Source organism: Vibrio sp. 10N.222.52.B12 (genome assembly GCF_002875385.1).
Taxonomy (GTDB): Bacteria; Pseudomonadota; Gammaproteobacteria; order Enterobacterales; family Vibrionaceae; genus Vibrio; species Vibrio jasicida.
Genome location: NZ_MDAW01000152.1, coordinates 47,409 through 66,603 on the forward strand (window position 1 = coordinate 47,409; position 19,195 = coordinate 66,603).

Genomic DNA, 19,195 nt, shown 5'->3' on the forward strand with positions numbered 1-19,195 from the left:
AATGTTTCTTTCTTTGGGTGTGACTGAATCTATGAGTATGTTTTACTGAGGACTCTTGATTACAAGGAGCCGTTATGAGCCAGCACACCGCACGAATTAAATGGCAGCGCAATATTGATGAAATCTTCAGTGACAACCAGTACAGCCGTGCCCATATATGGGAGTTTGATGGAGGATTACAAGTACCCGCTTCTCCCTCTCCTCATGTTGTCCCTTTACCCTTTTCGGTAGAAGAGAATGTTGATCCAGAAGAAGCTTTCATTGCCGCACTTTCGAGTTGCCACATGCTGGTCTTTCTTTCTGTAGCGGCAAAGCGTCGTTATGTTGTGGATGCTTATATCGATGAAGCGGTAGGTGAGCTTGCTGTTGGCGAAAATGGCAAGGAATGGGTTTCCAAAGTGGTGCTTAAACCAAAAGTCGTGTTTTTAGGTGAGAAACAACCAACACGCGAGCAGCTAGAAAAAATGCATCATATGGCACACGAGCATTGTTTTATTGCGAACTCGGTGAAAACGGAAGTGACGACTGAAATCATTTAAAACATTCAATGCCGCGCTACTCTCTCGTCATTTCAGTTCAAAATGAAAGAGTGCCGAAATGGCTTTGCTTTTCGTCGCTTTTGATTTAGCTGAAAGCTCTAATAAACGGTATTTTATGCTCGATATGAGTGACTGGTTTCACATTTCAGCTCATTTGAAGCCGAGAACTGAACCAATGTTGTGCAGTGGCGCAAACTGTTTGTTGTTAAATTAATGTTAATATCGAATGGTGTGTCATTGATTAATAGCGAGCATGGATGTGCAAACGCCTTTGAATCCCTTTATTCAAGCGAATGGATTACCTAAATTTGGTCACCTAGACGCGATACCTGAATCGCTACAACTTGATCTCTTCCGATACCTCAATGAAATGGACAGTCCTGCGTCAAGTTGGCGTAAGCGCTTTGATTACAAACAGTTTCAATTTGTCTCGATCGTCACGCCTAAATTCATCATCGGCGTGGCCATTGCGGACATTCGTTACTTGGCTTCGGGCTTTTGCTATGTGTTTGATACTGAAACCCATGAACTGGTGGAGCAGCAGTGGCTAAAGCCGCTCAACATGGGCTATCAAACACAGCCTTCAAGTTGGAACAGTCAAGCCTATCTCGCTAATGATGCCATTCAATTCAAGATTGAAAATGGACTCTGGCACATACAGCTTTCAACAGACCTTATTCAAGCTGACTTGAGGTTAAAACCTGAGTCAGAAAGCTTGCCTTTGATGCTCTGCACGCCAACCGCGTATTCAGGTTGGACCTACACCCAAAAACACAACGTGCTCGCTGTCCAAGGTGAAATGAGTGTTAAAGGGCAACCACAAGATCTAACCAACGCAGTTGCTGGGTATGACTTCTCTGCCGGGTATATGCGAAGGGAAACCAGTTGGCGATGGGCGAGCATTAATCATCACAGTGAAGGTAAACGGATAGGGCTGAACTTTGCTGCTGGAGTTAACGAAACCGGGTATTGTGAAAACGTGATTTGGATTGATGGTGAACGGCATTTGATGCCACCTGTACAATTCGATTTTTCTCGTATGCATCAAGAAGCGTCATGGCGAATTACGTCACAAGACAAGCGCATCGACTTGATCTTCAAACCTAAAAATCAGCGCTCAGAGAAAAAGGATTTCTGGTTTTTGAAGAGTAACTTTCGTCAGTTTGTCGGCTACTTTTCTGGCTATTTGATTGATGGCAATGGCATTAAACACGAACTTGATGAGGTGATGGGACTCACCGAAGATCACTACGCGAAGTGGTAGGAAGAGACGATGGAATGGTCACGAATTACTGAACACCCTGATTTATTATTGATGCTGCTCGCACCGATCTTTCTCCTGTGCATTGCCGCAGAGTATTGGATTGGGCAGCGAGGGGGGAAGTTACCTGAAAGCGCACGCTACTATTTGCCTGAAGTTGCATGTAACTTTGTCCTTGCAGGTCTGCACCAAGCTACTGATATTCTGTCTGGGTTGCTGATAGCTAAGCTCTATCTTTGGTGGTTTGGTTGGCGGTTATTTGATATCGAAATGACGGTATCGATGTTTTTACTTTTAATGGTCTTGCAAGACTTTTTCTATTACTGGTTCCACCGAGCAAGTCATCGTATCCGTTGGATGTGGGCGGCACACGTGGTGCACCACAGTTCAGAGCGAATGAACTTCAGTACCGCATTTCGTCAAAGCCTGATGTACCCATTGGCCGGCATGTGGTTGTTTTGGGTGCCACTGGTCATTATTGGTTTTGATCCTAAGTGGGTAGTGTTTGTTGTTCTGCTTAATCTCGGTCTGCAATTCTTTGTTCATACCCAGTCGATTCGTTCTCTTGGTCCTTTAGAATGGGTCTTCAATACGCCATCTCATCACCGTGTTCATCATGGTGTGAATCGTCAATATATCGATAAAAATTACGCTGGCGTGCTGATCATCTGGGATCGCATGTTTGGTACATTCGAGCCAGAAGTTGAAACGGTTCGTTATGGCATTTCAAAACCTGTTCACAGCTTTAATCCTATTACCGTGACGTTTGCGGAATGGAAAGACATGTTCAAAGAAGTTACTCGTCCAAACTTATCTTGGCGTCAACGCTGGCGGTGTTTGTTTGCACCTCCGTCTGACACCTTGGAATAGCCGTTTCTTATGATTAACTAAACGCCATACTATTTATTCTTGACAGCATTCGGTAATGTTGTTTTAATGCGTACGGTGTTTTGTAAGTTTTAAGGAACGGACGGTGACATTTAATCGAGTTTTCTCAATTGTAACGATGACCGCCGCTATGCTCGGCTCTGGGTACACATACGCAGCAACTGCTTTTAGTGCCGATCAGCTGTGTAAAGCAGGGTTAGCACTGGCGATAGATAAGCAGCCCCGCGGGATTAAAACGGCGGGAACGTCAGGTCATCGTATTTTGCTGGCTTTGAAAAATGGTAAAAATGATTGGGATTACCGCTGCACGGTAAATCGTCAAAATCGTACGTTAAAGATTGACGCTAAAGACTTGAAGCGAAATGACGAATACCTCGCTCAAGCAATACGTTATCGCGTCAATGAAGGGAAGCGATCGGTCGAAGTCACCATGAAGAAACGCGCTGGTGGCGGGCTGAAAAACGACACGTTCACGACACTTCAGTTGGATTAACCCCAAAGATATGGGGAACATTATAACGAAGACACGCCCCTGTATTTTGCAGGGGCTTTTTTATGCCTGCAGTTTTAGGTAGCAAATACAAGAGATCGATTACAGCCACAGCATGATAGCAGTGAAGTACGAATTTAAAGGATAGTTTTGGAAATCTGAGAAAAAGACTAGCTTAAGGGAAAGCTTGGAGCGGGCAGCGGGAATCGAACCCGCATCATCAGCTTGGAAGGCTGAGGTAATAGCCATTATACGATGCCCGCGCATCGATAGGACAGTTCCAATATGCCACATTAACGACAAAAGAAAAGTCTTTTTTGATCAATTGGTTGCTCAATGCGTAAATAACTCTCAAATTGCCTATAAAGCGTTCGATTTGTTGCTTTTACAGTCGTGGCGGAGCGCTCTTCTTAAACTCAATCGGGCAGAATTTTCGTCTGTTCTCGCTTTCTATTGTTTCTCGAATTTGAACACTTGGCAATCATGGTCAAGACTAAATGTTGAAATGATTCAATTTTTTCCCAGTTGCAATAAATGAAGGCCGATAAATACGGCAAAATAGAGAGGAGAATGAGTATGTGGAAAGGTTTATTGGCGGCGTCTTTCGTATTTATGATAACGGCCTGTACAACCGTGACGACCGACGTCGATAAACAAGCGGATTTTTCATCCTACAAAACGTTTGATTTTGGAGAACAATCAGAGGCTCCAACAAGCCTAGATGCTCGTCGTATTGAGCAAGGTCTTGCTTCTCAATTGGAAGCAAAAGGGCTATCACAAGTAAAAAATGGTGGTGACCTTTATGTGCACCACGACATCATCAAAGAATCGGAGCTCGTTTCTTCTGGTTCCTCTTTCAGTGTGGGCTACGGCTGGAACAGTTTTGGCGTTGTAACCTCAAGTCCTGAGCGTTACAAAGAAAAGAAGTATGGCAAGTTAGTGGTGGAGTTAGTCGATACCAAAGCGAATCAAGTGGTATGGAAAGGGGTATCAAGCCGTAAACTTACGGAGTCGATGAGCACTGAAAAACGTGAAGAATTGATTTCGGAAGAAGTGACAAAAATGTTTGAAAATTACCCGTATGGTAAAGATTAAGCGACTATTAAATAAAGGTTAAATGGACATCAAATTGCCCTAGCAAAGGTTTGCAAAACTCTCTTTTTATTATCGATTGAGAATTTAGATTGCAAATTGGCACGCATGGAGTTAAAACAGCGTATCGTTGTGGTTTAGGTGAATTCTGTGCGTGCTTACCTAGTCTGTGTGTTAGGGCTTTTTGTTGCGCTGATGGCTTTTGAATTGAGTCAGGAACAACCGTCACCAAAACTTTCCCATGCGATTGCTTTTACTTCTTCTCTTACCAAAGGCGAAGCCCATCTTGAGGAAGTCCCTTTCTCTCCAAGGCGCAAAGTTACGGCAAGTTTACTCAGCCGCAATGCATTGCGCGTTAATCATTCTAATTTGACCACAGATAATGATGAGCTCGATGTATTGCCCGCGCGTTGGTTAACGGTATCGACAGAGTCTACGAATCGTTTTCTTTCGGCCTTTGTTTCCCCAATCCTACGAACTATTTATCCTCGTTCAAAGTATCGAATTGGAGGTCGGCAAGAATCGAACCTGATTTACCGCTTCATGCATGCGAGGTAGTGCCTAATCGTCTGTTTTCGCAAATTCGTTATGATGTTTAGGAGTATTTATGTTTGATTCAATTGTTCAGGTGTTACTTGCGCTTTGGCACCAAGATTTCACGGCTTTAATGGCCCCAGGCAGTGCAGGGCTGATTTACTTTGTTGTTGCAGCACTTATTTTCTTAGAAAGTGGCTTTATTCCAGCCGCTCCATTTCCATGTGATAGCGTGGTGGTTTTGTCCGGCACGTTAGCTGCGGTAGGTGTGTTAGATCCTGTCGTCATTATGCTAGTGATTGTTGTGAGTGCGGCAATGGGCAGTTGGGCGGCCTACCTGCAAGGAAAGTGGTTAAATCGCTTGCCGAAAGTACAGGGGTGGGTGAATGCTGTGCCAGCGAAACGTTTGGAACAAGTTGACGTGCTCTTAGGCAAACACGGATTGATTGCACTGTTTTGTGCACGTTTTATTCCTGTAGTTCGCTCTTTACTTCCATTGATGATGGGGCTTCGCGTGAATCGCGTGAGTAAATTCCATTACTTTGCATGGCTGAGTGCCATCTTGTGGACGTTGTTACTATGTGGTTTGGGGTTGCTGTTGCCATTACTACCAGAAAAGCTCAACAAGATTGTGACGATGGGATTAATGGCTGCTCCTGTGATTACATTGACCATCGCTATCATGAGTTTTGTGTTGGTAAAAGTTCGCAAGGCTTGGAGCAAATCAAAAACAACTCCACAACTGCCATAATTGTTCTGGTAAGAAATTTGAAAAGCAAAAAAGGCGCTATCACAGCGCCTTTTCTGTATTTACATTGCTTGCAACGAGCGCGAATCAGTAACCGATATTGTAAAGGTATTCGCCTGCTTCCTTACACTCAGTTTTGTAGAACTGTTCCATCTTTGTTTCATCCATGCCTTGTGCTTTAAACTCAGTTTCAGCAGAAGACAGTTGGCTAAAGGTATAACCGCGTTTAGCCATGAGATAGTGTCTAAACATCGCTCTATGCTCTGGCACGGCATTACGAGCATTCGAAGCGTTCACACATTCTAGAAGCGCTTCATTAGTCATTTGTTCTGGTTTTGATGTCTCACTTGCTGATGTTGTGAATGAAGCAAGTGCTAAAGCCATAGCGGCGGTGATTGCGAATCTTTTCATTGTAAGGATCTCGAGTTAATTCAATGGATAGATGAGATCATCCTTGGCTAACACTGACGCATTCCTTCTTTAAGTCAGTGAAGTCAAACGGCGAGCATAGATTCGCGGCCGTGTTTGAAAACGTACAACAAGTTTGCTTGTTTCCACCCTGATAGGTGAAAAGGAAGTTTGCCGTCTAAAGCATTGTCATCTGGGAGAGGCGTTGCTTTTAATGCGATAGCCAACAACGGCGGAGACAAAAACGCGACGAGTAAGTGGTAGTCAGGTTTGATGTTTAATGGCAACTCACCGTCATCGCCCGAATTTCTTCGACAAGGCAATAGCCCAAGAAAATCACGTTTTAAAAAGCGAAAGTAACCGTCTTTCCCCCAGGAACTATCGCTATGCTTTTCAAGAAAAGGAGCTTTTAGCGATGCGTAATCTTGCTGACTGAGTTTAGCGAGTTTTTGTGATGTATTGAAATTCTGAGTCGAAATATCATGTGCGTGTGCAGCAACCATTTGCCCTGAGAATAGAGCAAGTGACAATAACAGCATAAGACGAAATAGATGACGCAAAACGAACCCTACAACCTCACCAAAACGAAACCTAATGGACCTAGTGCTACTGGTAAAGAGGACCGCACGAGGTCAATGATTGCGTATACTAACCAGATGCTGAGAAGATGAACAGTTTTTTATGACCAATAAAAAAGGGAGCGAATCCGCTCCCTTTCTTGAAGATAGATAAACAACGACTAAGCACTTGCGTAAATGACGCTGCCGCCTTTAATGGTATCGATGATTTTGCGTGAGAGTTTCTGTGGAAGGGCTGGACATCCCCAACTGCGGCCAAGGTACCCATTCTTTTGGATAAAAGAAGGGTTCGCATAGTCTGCGCCATGAACCACAATGTAGCGCTCACGTGCTTTATCGTTCACGCCTGATGTCAATCCGTCAAGACGAAGTGAGTAACCGTTAGAGCCATAATAAGTCGTGTCAGTTAAGAATGTACCCAAAGACGTCTTACGAGAGTTTACGACGTTCGAAAATTTGGTTGCTGTTTTCTTACCGCTGTTCACTCCATGAGAGACATAGGTGTTGAAGATCAGCTTCATTTTATCTAAGTCGACCACATAAAAGCGCTTTTCAGTAGATGGTTTACTGTAGTCGATAATAGTAAGAAGCGATTTCTTACGATCTGGGGTTTTCTTGTAAGCCAAAAATGCATCATTGAATAATTTGTAATCAATGACTCCGCTTAGATTGGCCTGCTTATAGGCTTTTTCAACCAGTTGTTGAGTGGCTTTGGTTTCTGTTTTTGTGCCAGAGTGATGAGCAAAGGCAAATGGCGAAACAGAGAGCGATGTCCATATCAATAATAAAAATAGCTTTTTCATTTGTACTAAATAAAACTCTTGGTGTAGCAAATTCAGCGATTGCGTCTTGCAGTCGTTAATACAGCATGCACATCAATTTAATTCTATTCTCAACGTTTCCTATTATGCGTAGTGACACGTATTACCGAACCATTTTTGGTATTTGGTAGAGTTCCGCCAACTAACTCGCTGATATTAATCAACATTGAGAGGTTAATCGATGACTTTAAAAATCTTCAAGACAAATACTAGCCGATTTAGGTAATTAATAAAACTGTGTTTACCGTGATTTACTAAGCAGTGGTGCTAATAAAACGTCGTTTAATTATAAATGAAATAAAAATACCGTTTGAATTCAATGTATTTATTTCATACTTAGCATTGTGCAAAAATTTTTTAGACTGTGATCCTAGTCGTAACAAATCATTACCCAACTACAGACAATTGATAGATTAAGCGAATACTTAACTCCGCATATTCAACTATACGTGCAGCTAGGTTGTTGTATGTGGTCAATTTATTGAGTATTGCTGTTCACATCATCGGAATGATTTATGTTAGTTTGCTAAAAAACGGTTATCAAAGGACGATGAAGATGGAAGTTCATGAGTGTGTCTCATTTATCTTAGTTAAGGGCGAACAAGTGTTGCTGGAAACTAGAGCAAAGGATAAGGAATCTGACCCTGGGGCAATAGCTATACCCGGTGGCCATATGGAGTTAAACGAAACCCAACAACAAACATTGTTTAGAGAATTGCAAGAAGAACTCAACATCAAGCCACTTCAATTTGGTTATTTATGCTCTTTATATCACCCAACTACAGAACTGCAATTGATTCACTATTATGTGGTGACCAATTGGCAAGGTGATATTCAGAGCTTCGAAGCGGAGTCTGTTAACTGGTATCCAATAATAAATGCACCAGTCTCGACGGAAGTCGATCGCGTCGCATTAAGTGAATATCTTCGATTAAATACAGCGCTAAGAACGATGTTTAATAAATGAAGTTCCATAAATAATAATTGTGACGAGTAATAATATTTTTGATTGAATTGTAAATATCGAAAATATTCGAATTATCTTGTAAACAAAATATAGTGGATAAATACTTTGCGAAAACTTGATCAAAAATAAACTTTGCTTTCAGTTGGTTATGCTAGTTTCTGCAAAGGTAAGTTGAAAAAGGGATGTGTATGTCGAAGTGGTTAGATTGGGCAAAGCAACTACAAGCAATTGCTCAAGCAGGGGAAGCATACAGTAAAGATGCTTACGATCTAGAACGATTCAAAATGGTCGAAGACATCGCTCATCAGATGTTTGCTGACATCAGCGATAAGTCCGTTGCCGATATTCAAAACTTATTTATCCCTGAAGCGGGCTATCCAACACCCAAAGTCGACCTACGTGCTGGGGTGATAAAAGATGGCAAGATACTTCTCGTAAAAGAGCGCGAAGACGGAGGGTGGACATTACCTGGTGGTTGGGCTGATGTTTGTGAAACTCCAAGTAGTGGGGTGGTACGCGAAGTGTTGGAGGAGTCTGGTTTTGTGGTTGCGAACCCGAAACTGATTGCGATTCGAGACAGAGCGATGCATGACTATCAGCCGCCTTATCCATTCCACATCTATAAGATGTTCTTTTTGTGTGAATACGTTTCTGGTGAACCTAAAGAGAACATTGAAGTTTCGGAAATCGATTTCTTCGCGCAGCATAAGATTCCACCACTTTCACAAAGCCGAGTTTTACCAAGAGATATTGAAATGGTCTTTGATGCTTTTTACAGTGAAGATTTTCAAGTACACGTCGATTAAGGAAGAAAATGAAAACGATAGGCCTAATTGGTGGTATGTCATGGGAGTCTACCGCGAACTATTACCAAATCATTAACCGTGAAGTGAAAGCGTGTCTAGGTGGGTTACATTCAGGAAAAGTCTGTTTGTACAGTGTCGATTTCGCCGAAATTGAAACACTTCAACATCAAGGTCGATGGGACGACACGGCTACGATTCTCTCGCAAGCAGCAAAATCGGTGGAAGCAGGCGGTGCGGACTTCATTCTGATTTGTACTAATACCATGCATAAAGTCGCGGACCAAATTCAGCAAGCTGTCAATGTACCGCTTGTTCATATTGCAGATGCGACCGCTGAGAACCTGGTGGCGGATGGCATTAAGAAGGTTGGTTTGCTTGGTACGCGTTTTACCATGGAACAAGACTTTTATAAGCAGCGACTCATCGATAAATTTGGTGTTGATGTTGTCGTTCCAAGTTCAGATGACCAAACGATTGTTCATGAGGTTATCTATAACGAGCTGTGCAAAGGAGAAGTGCGTGAGGATTCTCGTCAACAGTATCTCGCTATTATCGATAAGTTAGTTGAAGAGGGCGCTGAAGCGGTCATTCTTGGTTGTACTGAGATTGCGATGTTAGTTGAACCTCAACACACAGACGTTAAGCTTTACGATACAACAGAGATTCACGCTAAGGCCGCGGTAGAAGCTGCGCTGAATGAAGCGTAATTTTTTACAGAATTGATCGACAGGATTAAATTGCTCAGGGAAGAGTTATGAATTATCGATGCGGACAATGTCGCCAGTTTACGAGACAGAAGAGCAGTGCTGATATTTGCGGTGCTTGGGGTCATCCAACGGATACGAACCGTGCAGCTTGCGATTATTTTATGCCGACGATTCGGGTTAAAGATCGAGTTGTTTCTCCTTTAAAAAGTAAAAATGGCTAAGTCGTTCTCATTAATTGAGAATTTCTTAATCAATCAGTATTAGTTGATTGATGCAAACGATTGCCACCTTGGGAATGTATTGTATAATTTGCGTCGCGTCACATTTTGGTGGCGCGTATTACATTTCAGGATTCCCATGTTGAAGAAATCTCTTGCTCTAATGCTTGCTGCGTACTCACTTCCTTCGGTTGCAGGTTCGACCATCGGTATTGTCGGTGCGATGGATGTCGAAGTTGAAGCGCTATTGCCAAAAATCCAAAACCAACAAGTAAAGAAAATTGGTAGCCATCGCTTTTACACGGGGGAGTTAGAGGGCAAAACCGTTGTCGTGACGAAATCTGGCGTAGGTAAGGTCAATGCAGCAATGACTACCACACTTCTGATTGAGTCTTTCGGCGTTGACCAACTGATCTTCACGGGTATTGCTGGTGCTAGCGACCCTAAATTGGACCCGTTAGATGTCGTGGTCTCTACGCGTTTGGTTCAGCATGATGTCGATCTAACCGCATTCAATATGCCGAAAGGTCTACTGCCTGATTACGAAGAGCGTTACTTTTACGCAGATAAAACACTGCAAAAGTATGCATTTGATGCAGCCGTTGATACGCTTGGCAAAGAGAGTGTTTACCGTGGCGTTATCGCATCTGGTGACCAGTTCATTGCAAGCAAAGTAAAAGTGACGGGTATCTACCAAGAATACAACGCCATGGCTGTGGAAATGGAAGGCGCAGCGTTAGGTCAAGTAGCAGATGCGTTCAAAGTACCTTACGTCGTTATCCGTACGATTTCAGACAAAGCGGATGGTTCGGCAGATGTTGTCTACTCGGATCTTAAAAAGGCAACTGCGGATAATTCTGCCAACATTACGCTAAACATGCTTAAGCGAATGTAGTGTTCTACTTCTTATCTAAAAACTAAAAAAGCAGCACTTGATGTGCTGCTTTTTTGTTGAGTTTTGCACGTCGTCATGTTGGCTTATGAAGTACTCATTCGACTAAGCGATATCTGATTGAGAAAATGGCTGGTCATTGGCGGATTTCCACCAGAGATTTAACTGCTCTTTATCCATTGGTTTACCGAACAGGTAGCCTTGCATAAAGTCGCACCGATAAGATGAAAGCCATTCGTGCATGACGTTGTGTTCGATGCCTTCTGCGGTGACTTTTTTATTCTGTGCATGGCAGAGCTCAATGATTGGCTTGATGACATGTCCATTATCGGTGTTCATTAATGTTAAAAGAAACTCTCGGTCAAACTTGATCTTTTGCACTGGGTATTGCACCAATTGTGTCAGTGATGTGTAGCCCGAACCGAAGTCGTCGATCGCTAGTTTGTATCCCAGTTTTGCCAACTCGTCGAGTAGGGCAGTACCTTGTTGGTCCGCAGCGAAGGTTTCGGTAATTTCCAACTCAATGCAATGTGCTGGCACGCCATTTAGTTTCGCTTTATCGTGAATAAACTCTGCCATAGAGAGCGAATTGAGTTCGGCAGACGACAAGTTGATGGATAGAATGATGTCTTTACCAAAAATGCTCTTAAGCTGGTGGTATTCTTCCATCGCGTTTGCGAAGACCCAACGGTCAATTTTCTCAAATAATCCGGTCTGTTCTGCTATCGGAATAAACTCTTTTGGCGGTATTGAACCAATGCCTTCCGCCTCCCAACGTAGTAAAACTTCTAAGCCTTCAATTTCGTTAGCATTGCTGTTCATGTAAGGTTGGAAGACTAAATGGAACTCGTCTTCAACGTTGTTTTTACGCAGTGCACGCTCAATTTGGCTGCGACGCTGCGCTTCAATATTCAGAGCGGCAGAATAGTACGCATACTGATTTTTACCTGCGCGCTTTGCTTGGTACATCGCGGCATCTGCACTAGAAAGCAATTTAGCGACATCGGCACCATCTCTTGGGTATTGGGCGATACCAACACTTGAGGTGACAGGAAATGAGTTTGTGGATGAATGACTCAAATTGTGGATGGGTTTGAGTAGTTCGGTTGCAAACAAATCTGGGATGTTACTGTCTTTGTGGTTTGCACTAAGGAGAATCGCAAATTCGTCCCCAGACAAGCGAGCTCCAAAGCATGGGCTATTGTACTGTTGAGTGAACTTTTGACAGACTTTCTTGATGTGTTTGGAAAATACTTGTAGCAGTTTATCGCCTAACTCATGGCCGTATTTGTCATTTACGTATTTGAAGTTATCAAGGTCGATATAAATCACCCACAATTGTTCTGATGGTTCCGCCAGTTCGCGGGTCGCTAATTCGTGAAAACGGTGACGGTTTGCTAACTGAGTCAGGTGATCGGTTTCTGCTAATCGTTTTGTTTTGTGATAGATATTGTTTAGCTCTTCATACATATCGAAGAAGCGGGATGACAAACGTCCTATTTCGTCATCTGTATTCAGCTTCTCAATATTTTTGCGTTTGTTTGACTCAATTTCGCGTAACTGTCTATCGAGTCGAGAAACAGGACTTAGGACGTATCGGTAGAGAATCAGTACAATCAGAGTGATTGTACAGAAAGACGCAATGCCAAATGATAGCGCCAGTTCTAGCCATACTTTATCGACTTTGTTCCACATTAAGTACTCTGCAGGAGAGAGCACCGCATAAAAATGGGGTAGCAGTTCGATGGTTTGTGCGAGTGGGATATCCAGAATAATCGGTTTGTTAGAAAAGGTGATGACGCTATGGGTATCGAACTCAATCTCGTGCTTGATGTTATTGAATGCTTCTAGAGAGACTGAAACCACAACGAAGAAAGCATTTTGTGGGTCAAAGCTTGGTGGGTGTTCGCCCGTTCGTTGATCAAACAGTTCGTATTGAAGCAGAATGCTCTGGCCGCTGGAGTTATAGATAAAGCCAGTGTGGCTAACCTCGCCATGCTGCGCGTAACTCGTTTCTACGTATTCAAGGATCTTGGGGTCAAAGCGACCACTGGATTCATAGAATTGGTTCTCAGTGTAATAAAGCAGTTCTTGATTGCCATCGAGGATCGCCATATTCGCATCGCCACTGTAGCCATGGCTTAATACATCAACGGTTTCATCGAGACGGTTGAATAGCTGTCGCTCACGATACGGATTGTCATGATTGACGAAGTAGTCTTGTAAAACTTCGCTTTTGCTTAATGTGTAGGCGTAGCTATTGAGGAATATGTTGGCCTGACGAAATTGCCCCGCGAGCTTTTCCATTTGCAGCTGAATGTAGCTGTCTTCTCGCTTAATCAGTGTGACTTTTTGAATGCTATATATGATGTAACTCGACACCAACGCGCTAATAAGAATGACTGGCGCGACAAGCAAAACAACTCTATTGCTTAGTTTCATTATGGTTCTTCAACTTCCGTTTGTGTCCCTACAAACGTTCCCTACTTAAAGGTTCCGAACGGATGACGATAGTATTTCTGTGTTTTTCAAATTGTAAGTGGGTGGTTTTCTAAAGTCAGACGACCTTCGTATATTTGTGATGCTGTGTGCGCTTTTTTACGAGATTGACCAGAATAAGTCTCAAACTTTAGACATATTTTCGTTATTTCAAACTGACTCAACACATTTTTGTTGTGAATGAGTTTGCTCTCGGAATTAACAGTTCAATGACTTTTCTCATATTTTCATAAGTCATCGAAACGTTTCGATAGGGAAGTGTGACCGCAATATCTTTTTCTTAATCAGTTAGCACTCAATTACGGATCATTCTCACACCTTATCGATCTGTGACTGGTCAATTCTTCTTGGCGTTTTATTATTGCATCGAAACGTTTCGATGAGTGTTTTGTCAATATGGAATTTAGTCCAAGAGAGACACTCACAGTTGTATGAACGTGTAACCGAAAGGTCGATGAGATGAAAAAAAGTACCCTAATTAACTCAGAAATTTCTTACTTGGTGGCGACGCTTGGTCATACCGACGAAATCACCATTTGTGACGCCGGATTGCCAATTCCTGATCATGCACAGCGCATTGATTTAGCGTTGACGCACGGAGTCCCTGGCTTTCTAGATACCGTCCGAGTGATCTTATCTGAGTCCCAAATTGAGGGGGTCATCATTGCTGAAGAATTCGCAAAAGTTAGCCCAGTTCACCATGATGCACTTGTTACTGAGCTGACGAAAGAAAGTGAGCTAACTGGTAAACAAATCGCGATTAACTACGTATCGCATGAAGACTTTAAAGCTCGTACAGAACAAAGCCGCGCTGTTGTTAGAACAGGCGAGTGCACACCGTATGCGAACGTGATTTTCCAAGCTGGCGTGGTGTTTTAAGCCACAACTAATTGAGGACAAATTATGACTCAAGCCATTCTACAACTAAACGACATTGAGAAAGCCTTCCCGGGCGTTAAGGCATTGGATAAAGCCAGCCTTAATGTATACCCGGGTCGAGTGATGGCGTTGATGGGCGAGAACGGCGCAGGTAAGTCGACCTTGATGAAAGTGTTAACGGGCATCTACCACATGGATGCAGGGAGCATCAAATATCAAGGCCAGCCAGCGGCGTTTAAAGGTCCACGAGACTCGCAAGAAGCCGGCATCAGTATCATTCACCAAGAATTGAACTTGATCCCGGAACTGACGATTGCCGAAAACATCTATCTAGGTCGTGAGTTTACCGGCACGATGGGGCGTATTCAGTGGGGCAAGATGTATGAAGAAGCAGACAAGTTGCTTCAACGCCTTAACGTAAAACACTCTTCAAAAACGCTGCTTGGTGATTTGAGCCTTGGTGAACAACAAATGGTGGAGATTGCGAAAGCGCTGTCTTTCGAATCCAAAGTCATCATCATGGATGAGCCAACGGATGCGCTAACCGACAAAGAGACGGAATCGCTGTTTAAAGTGATTAACGAACTTCGCGACCAAGGTTGCGGCATCGTTTACATCTCACACCGTCTGAAAGAAATCTTCGAAATCTGTGATGACATTACTGTGTTACGTGACGGCAAGTTCATTGGCGAATGCCAAGTTAAAGACACCAACGAAGATGGACTCATCGAAATGATGGTTGGTCGTAAGTTGGAAGAGCAATACCCGCGTATCGATGTGACGCATGGTGACGTTTGTCTTGAAGTAATTGGTTTGACGGGCTCGGGCGTTCACGACATTAGCTTCACTCTTCAACGTGGTGAGATCCTTGGTGTGTCAGGCTTGATGGGCGCGGGGCGTACAGAGTTGATGAAGGTGATTTACGGCGCGTTACCAAGTGAGCGTGGCGTTATCAACTTAGACAACAAAACCATTAATCCTGTGAGCCCACAAGATGGTTTGGCGAATGGCATTGCTTACATCTCTGAAGATCGTAAAGGCGATGGCTTGGTTTTGGGGTTATCCGTGAAGGAGAACATGTCTCTGTGTGCACTGGATAAACTCACCAAAGGCTTCCAAATCCAACATGGCGAAGAAGTGTTGGCGGTTGAAGACTTCATTAAGTTGTTCAATATCAAAACCCCAACACGAGACCAAATCATTGGTAACCTTTCTGGTGGTAATCAGCAGAAAGTGGCAATCGCAAAAGGGTTAATGACCAAACCTAAAGTTCTGATTCTGGATGAGCCAACTCGTGGTGTCGACGTGGGTGCGAAGAAAGAAATCTATCAGCTAATCAACAAATTTAAAGCCGAGGGCATGAGCATCATCTTGGTTTCTTCTGAGATGCCTGAAGTGCTGGGCATGAGTGACCGCATCATGGTGATGCACGAAGGTCGTATTACTGGTGAATTCGATGCGAAAGACGCCGACCAAGAAACACTACTCGCTTGTGCCGTAGGCAGAAAGATCAATGAGGAAGCAGCATGAGTACTAAGACCATGAGCAAACCAACCGAAGCGAACAACAAAAAGTTGTTCACCAAAGAATGGCTGATTGAGCAAAAGTCACTGATTGCACTGATTTTCTTGATTGTTGTTGTGTCATTCTTGAACCCGAACTTTTTTACGGTAGACAACATTCTTAATATTCTTCGTCAAACCTCAGTCAATGCGATCATCGCGGTAGGTATGACGTTGGTTATCTTGACTGCAGGTATCGACCTAAGCGTAGGTTCTGTACTCGCGCTATGTGGTGCTTTCGCGGCGAGCATGATTGCGTTAGAAGTGCCGGTGCTTATTGCGGTTCCGACGGCATTGTTTGCTGGTGCGGCACTGGGTGCGATCAGCGGTATCATCATTGCGAAAGGTAAGGTTCAAGCCTTTATCGCAACACTGGTTACCATGACGTTATTGCGCGGTGTCACCATGGTTTACACAGACGGTCGTCCTATCTCAACGGGCTTTACTGATACCGCAGACGCATTTGCATGGTTCGGTACCGGTTATGCACTTGGTATCCCAGTTCCTGTTTGGTTGATGGTGATTGTCTTTGCTGCGGCTTGGTACCTACTGAACCACACTCGCTTTGGTCGCTACGTGTACGCACTTGGTGGCAACGAATCAGCAACACGCCTTTCTGGTATCAATGTTGACCGTGTGAAAATCGGTGTATACGCCATCTGCGGTATGTTGGCAGCGCTTGCTGGCATCATCGTAACGTCTCGCCTGTCTTCGGCGCAGCCAACAGCAGGTATGGGTTACGAGCTAGATGCAATCGCAGCGGTTGTTCTTGGCGGTACCAGCTTGATGGGCGGTAAAGGTCGCATCATGGGTACATTGATTGGTGCTCTGATCATCGGCTTCTTAAATAACGCGCTGAACCTACTCGATGTTTCTTCTTATTACCAAATGATTGCGAAAGCAGTGGTTATCTTGCTAGCAGTACTGGTAGACAACAAAAACAAGTAATTGATATTTAAATAAAGAGCTCCACTAAATCCTGAATACAAATCGAGCCAGAGGACGTGTGCTGGCTCACCCTACACAAAGGACTAGAACGATGAAAAAACTCGCAACTCTTATCTCTGCTGCACTTCTTTCTTCAACCGTATCGGTAGCGGCGCATGCTCAAGATACAATGGCGATTGTAGTTTCTACACTGAATAACCCGTTCTTCGTAACGATGAAAGACGGTGCAGAAGCGAAAGCGAAAGAACTGGGATATGACTTGATTGTACTGGACTCGCAAAATGACCCGAGTAAAGAACTATCAAACATCGAAGACCTAGCGATTCGTGGCGTAAAAGCGATTCTGATTAACCCAACAGATTCAGACGCTGTGTCAAACGCGATTCGTATGGCGAACCGTTCTAAGATCCCTGTGTTGACACTAGACCGTGGTGCAAGCCGTGGTGACGTAGTGAGCCACATCGCTTCTGACAACGTAGTTGGTGGTGAAATGGCTGGTCACTACATCATGGAAAAAGTAGGAGAGAAAGCGAAAGTTATCCAACTAGAAGGTATTGCAGGTACGTCTGCGGCGCGTGAGCGTGGTGAAGGCTTCATGACAGCAGTGAAGGGCAGCAACATGGAGCTACTAGCAAGCCAACCTGCTGATTTTGACCGTACTAAAGGTCTGAACGTAATGGAAAACTTGCTTGCAGCTAACCCAGATGTTCAAGCGGTCTTTGCTCAGAACGATGAGATGGCACTGGGTGCGCTTCGCGCAGTTCAGGCATCAGGTAAAGACGTACTTATCGTTGGCTTTGACGGTACTGATGACGGCATTGCAGCAGTTAACCGTGGCAAGCTCGCAGCGACTATCGCACAGCAACCAGATCTTATTGGTGCGTTGGGTGTAGAAACTGCAGCGAAAGTATTGAAAGGCGAGAAGGTTGAGGAGTACATTCCTGTTCCGCTTAAAGTCGTGACTAAGTAAGTTTAGCTCCCGACTCAGTGATTCTTCTTTGTTGAAGATAACGGAATGACCCAATGAGTGTGTTGGGTCATTCCAAACAACGAAAGCGGTACGTTAGAAAATCAAATCTAGTTGAATCGTAATACGCTTACGTTTTTTCAAAGAGCGTAAACCTATTACTCCTGTTCAAATATAAAGGGTTCAATCAGAACCGAGGATAACCGTATGAATAAGTTAGTGGTGTTAGGTAGTGTAAACGCTGACCATGTTCTTCAAGTGCCTTCTTTCCCTCGCCCTGGCGAGACGCTGCATGGTCGCAACTATCAAGTTATCCCAGGTGGCAAAGGTGCCAACCAAGCTGTTGCGGCAGCTCGATTAAACGCAGACATCGGTTTTATTGCGTGTGTGGGTGATGATTCGTTCGGCATCAACATTCGTGAGAACTTCAAAATGGATGGCATCGACATCACTGGTGTGAAGATGCAGCCAAACTGTCCAACGGGCATTGCCATGATTCAAGTGGCGGACAGTGGCGAGAACAGCATTTGTATCTCAGCAGAAGCCAACGCAAAGCTGACTGCAGAGGCGATTGAGCCTGATCTAGAGCGCATTCGTCAGGCTGATTACTTGTTGATGCAACTAGAAACGCCAATGTGCGGCATCGAGAAAGCAGCGCGAATCGCGAAAGATGCCAAGACCAACGTGATTCTTAACCCTGCACCAGCTCGCGAGCTGTCAGATGAATTACTGTCTTGCATTGATGTGATTACACCAAACGAAACGGAAGCGGAAGTGCTAACAGGTGTGACGGTAACGGACGATGACAGTGCACAAGAAGCGGCGAACATCCTGCATTCGAAAGGCATTGAAATTGTAATGATCACGCTCGGTGCGAAAGGAGTTTGGTTGAGTCAAAACGGTCGTGGTGAAATCATTTCTGGCTTCCGCGTAGAAGCCACAGATACCACTGCTGCGGGCGATACGTTTAATGGGGCATTAGTTACTGGTTTATTGGAAGACTTACCTTTAGAATCAGCGATTAAGTTTGCCCACGCAGCAGCAGCGATCTCAGTAACTCGCTTTGGCGCGCAAACCTCCATTCCAACCCGTGAAGAGGTTGAGGAGTTTCTGGCTCAATAGTAGGGCCTGTTGACCTTTCGAGCTGATTTTTGCAGCGATTTGTGGGCAGTTTATACAAGGCAGAGGCTTTGAAATGTAGTTGGCCTACCTGATAAGCCGATAACGAAGTAGAAATAAGCCACAAATGTTGCCCGAAGGGTTCGGCTAAAAGCGTTTTACTCTTTGTTGAGAGGCATGTGCTTAGGGTGACTAGGCTACAAACCTCTCGTCGCGATTAAAACGCTTTTATCTCGAACAAAACTTAACCACGAAAGATCAACAGACCCTAA

Annotated in this window: 20 protein-coding genes and 1 tRNA gene; 16 read left to right on the top strand and 5 right to left on the bottom strand. The window is 44.0% G+C overall.

Translation table 11 applies throughout. The features are described from left to right. Positions 1-74 precede the first annotated feature (74 nt). The 4 genes from BCT11_RS23560 (at position 75) to BCT11_RS23575 (ending at position 3,181) form a co-directional block, all read left to right on the top strand. On the top strand, positions 75-539 hold the full coding sequence (locus BCT11_RS23560) for an OsmC family protein (protein ID WP_039976737.1): 465 nt from the start codon (positions 75-77) through the stop codon (positions 537-539). Between the two features lie 253 nt (positions 540-792). Continuing rightward, entirely contained in the window at positions 793-1,803 is a 1,011-nt protein-coding gene (locus BCT11_RS23565; protein WP_102389421.1) for a DUF2804 domain-containing protein, read from the top strand. A 9-nt stretch (positions 1,804-1,812) separates the two neighbouring features. Continuing rightward, the gene (locus BCT11_RS23570) at positions 1,813-2,670 is read left to right on the top strand and encodes a sterol desaturase family protein (protein ID WP_042605619.1); all 858 of its coding nucleotides are present in this window, start codon (positions 1,813-1,815) and stop codon (positions 2,668-2,670) included. 103 nt (positions 2,671-2,773) lie between these two features. Continuing rightward, positions 2,774-3,181 (top strand): hypothetical protein, encoded by a 408-nt coding sequence (locus BCT11_RS23575; RefSeq protein ID WP_042605618.1) that lies wholly within the window; start codon positions 2,774-2,776, stop codon positions 3,179-3,181. Positions 3,182-3,366: 185 nt separating this feature from the next. On the opposite strand, the gene BCT11_RS23580 is transcribed toward BCT11_RS23575, so the two are convergent. Continuing rightward, positions 3,367-3,441: transfer RNA gene (locus BCT11_RS23580), tRNA-Gly, on the bottom strand. A gap of 313 nt (positions 3,442-3,754) precedes the next feature. Between BCT11_RS23580 and BCT11_RS23585 the strand changes: the two genes are divergently transcribed. The 3 genes from BCT11_RS23585 to BCT11_RS23595 all read left to right on the top strand — a co-directional run bounded on the left by BCT11_RS23585 (position 3,755) and on the right by BCT11_RS23595 (position 5,555). Then, positions 3,755-4,273 carry a DUF4136 domain-containing protein gene (locus tag BCT11_RS23585; RefSeq protein ID WP_038868008.1) on the top strand — a complete coding sequence of 173 codons (519 nt, stop codon included), beginning with the start codon at positions 3,755-3,757 and terminating at the stop codon, positions 4,271-4,273. Between the two features lie 147 nt (positions 4,274-4,420). Continuing rightward, entirely contained in the window at positions 4,421-4,828 is a 408-nt protein-coding gene (locus BCT11_RS23590) for a hypothetical protein (protein WP_102389422.1), read from the top strand. A gap of 49 nt (positions 4,829-4,877) precedes the next feature. Further along, the gene (locus tag BCT11_RS23595) at positions 4,878-5,555 is read left to right on the top strand and encodes a DedA family protein (protein WP_038868006.1); all 678 of its coding nucleotides are present in this window, start codon (positions 4,878-4,880) and stop codon (positions 5,553-5,555) included. An 84-nt stretch (positions 5,556-5,639) separates the two neighbouring features. Here the strand turns inward: BCT11_RS23595 and BCT11_RS23600 are convergent, their stop codons facing one another. From BCT11_RS23600 to BCT11_RS23610, 3 genes are all read right to left on the bottom strand, one after another. Next, a complete protein-coding gene (locus BCT11_RS23600) occupies positions 5,640-5,963 on the bottom strand; it encodes a hypothetical protein (protein ID WP_102389423.1) in 324 nt (107 codons plus the stop codon). Positions 5,964-6,046: 83 nt separating this feature from the next. Continuing rightward, positions 6,047-6,520, bottom strand: coding sequence for a hypothetical protein (locus BCT11_RS23605; RefSeq protein WP_227740528.1), 474 nt, complete (start codon positions 6,518-6,520; stop codon positions 6,047-6,049). Between the two features lie 179 nt (positions 6,521-6,699). Further along, entirely contained in the window at positions 6,700-7,341 is a 642-nt protein-coding gene (locus tag BCT11_RS23610) for a murein L,D-transpeptidase catalytic domain family protein (protein WP_038868002.1), read from the bottom strand. A 574-nt stretch (positions 7,342-7,915) separates the two neighbouring features. Here BCT11_RS23610 and BCT11_RS23615 point away from each other — a divergent pair. The 4 genes from BCT11_RS23615 to BCT11_RS23630 all read left to right on the top strand — a co-directional run bounded on the left by BCT11_RS23615 (position 7,916) and on the right by BCT11_RS23630 (position 10,952). Then, a complete protein-coding gene (locus tag BCT11_RS23615; protein ID WP_102389439.1) occupies positions 7,916-8,326 on the top strand; it encodes an NUDIX domain-containing protein in 411 nt (136 codons plus the stop codon). Between the two features lie 188 nt (positions 8,327-8,514). Next, entirely contained in the window at positions 8,515-9,132 is a 618-nt protein-coding gene (locus BCT11_RS23620; RefSeq protein WP_038867999.1) for an NUDIX hydrolase, read from the top strand. A gap of 8 nt (positions 9,133-9,140) precedes the next feature. Further along, positions 9,141-9,839: an aspartate/glutamate racemase family protein gene (locus tag BCT11_RS23625; RefSeq protein WP_102389424.1), complete on the top strand. Its 699-nt coding sequence runs from the start codon at positions 9,141-9,143 to the stop codon at positions 9,837-9,839. 357 nt (positions 9,840-10,196) lie between these two features. Continuing rightward, positions 10,197-10,952 (top strand): 5'-methylthioadenosine/adenosylhomocysteine nucleosidase, encoded by a 756-nt coding sequence (locus BCT11_RS23630; protein ID WP_009704133.1) that lies wholly within the window; start codon positions 10,197-10,199, stop codon positions 10,950-10,952. A gap of 102 nt (positions 10,953-11,054) precedes the next feature. On the opposite strand, the gene BCT11_RS23635 is transcribed toward BCT11_RS23630, so the two are convergent. Beyond that, positions 11,055-13,391 (bottom strand): EAL domain-containing protein, encoded by a 2,337-nt coding sequence (locus BCT11_RS23635; protein ID WP_038880724.1) that lies wholly within the window; start codon positions 13,389-13,391, stop codon positions 11,055-11,057. 516 nt (positions 13,392-13,907) lie between these two features. Between BCT11_RS23635 and rbsD the strand changes: the two genes are divergently transcribed. The 5 genes from rbsD to rbsK all read left to right on the top strand — a co-directional run bounded on the left by rbsD (position 13,908) and on the right by rbsK (position 18,926). Then, positions 13,908-14,327 carry a D-ribose pyranase gene (rbsD, locus tag BCT11_RS23640; RefSeq protein ID WP_102389425.1) on the top strand — a complete coding sequence of 140 codons (420 nt, stop codon included), beginning with the start codon at positions 13,908-13,910 and terminating at the stop codon, positions 14,325-14,327. Positions 14,328-14,351: 24 nt separating this feature from the next. Further along, on the top strand, positions 14,352-15,857 hold the full coding sequence (rbsA, locus tag BCT11_RS23645; protein ID WP_102389426.1) for a ribose ABC transporter ATP-binding protein RbsA: 1,506 nt from the start codon (positions 14,352-14,354) through the stop codon (positions 15,855-15,857). After that, positions 15,854-16,837, top strand: coding sequence for a ribose ABC transporter permease (rbsC, locus tag BCT11_RS23650; protein ID WP_039976729.1), 984 nt, complete (start codon positions 15,854-15,856; stop codon positions 16,835-16,837). Before rbsA ends, rbsC begins: the two co-directional genes overlap by 4 nt. Before the next feature lie 91 nt (positions 16,838-16,928). Then, on the top strand, positions 16,929-17,807 hold the full coding sequence (gene rbsB, locus BCT11_RS23655; RefSeq protein WP_102389427.1) for a ribose ABC transporter substrate-binding protein RbsB: 879 nt from the start codon (positions 16,929-16,931) through the stop codon (positions 17,805-17,807). A gap of 204 nt (positions 17,808-18,011) precedes the next feature. Continuing rightward, on the top strand, positions 18,012-18,926 hold the full coding sequence (gene rbsK, locus BCT11_RS23660) for a ribokinase (RefSeq protein ID WP_102389428.1): 915 nt from the start codon (positions 18,012-18,014) through the stop codon (positions 18,924-18,926). The last annotated feature ends 269 nt before the right edge of the window (positions 18,927-19,195 follow it).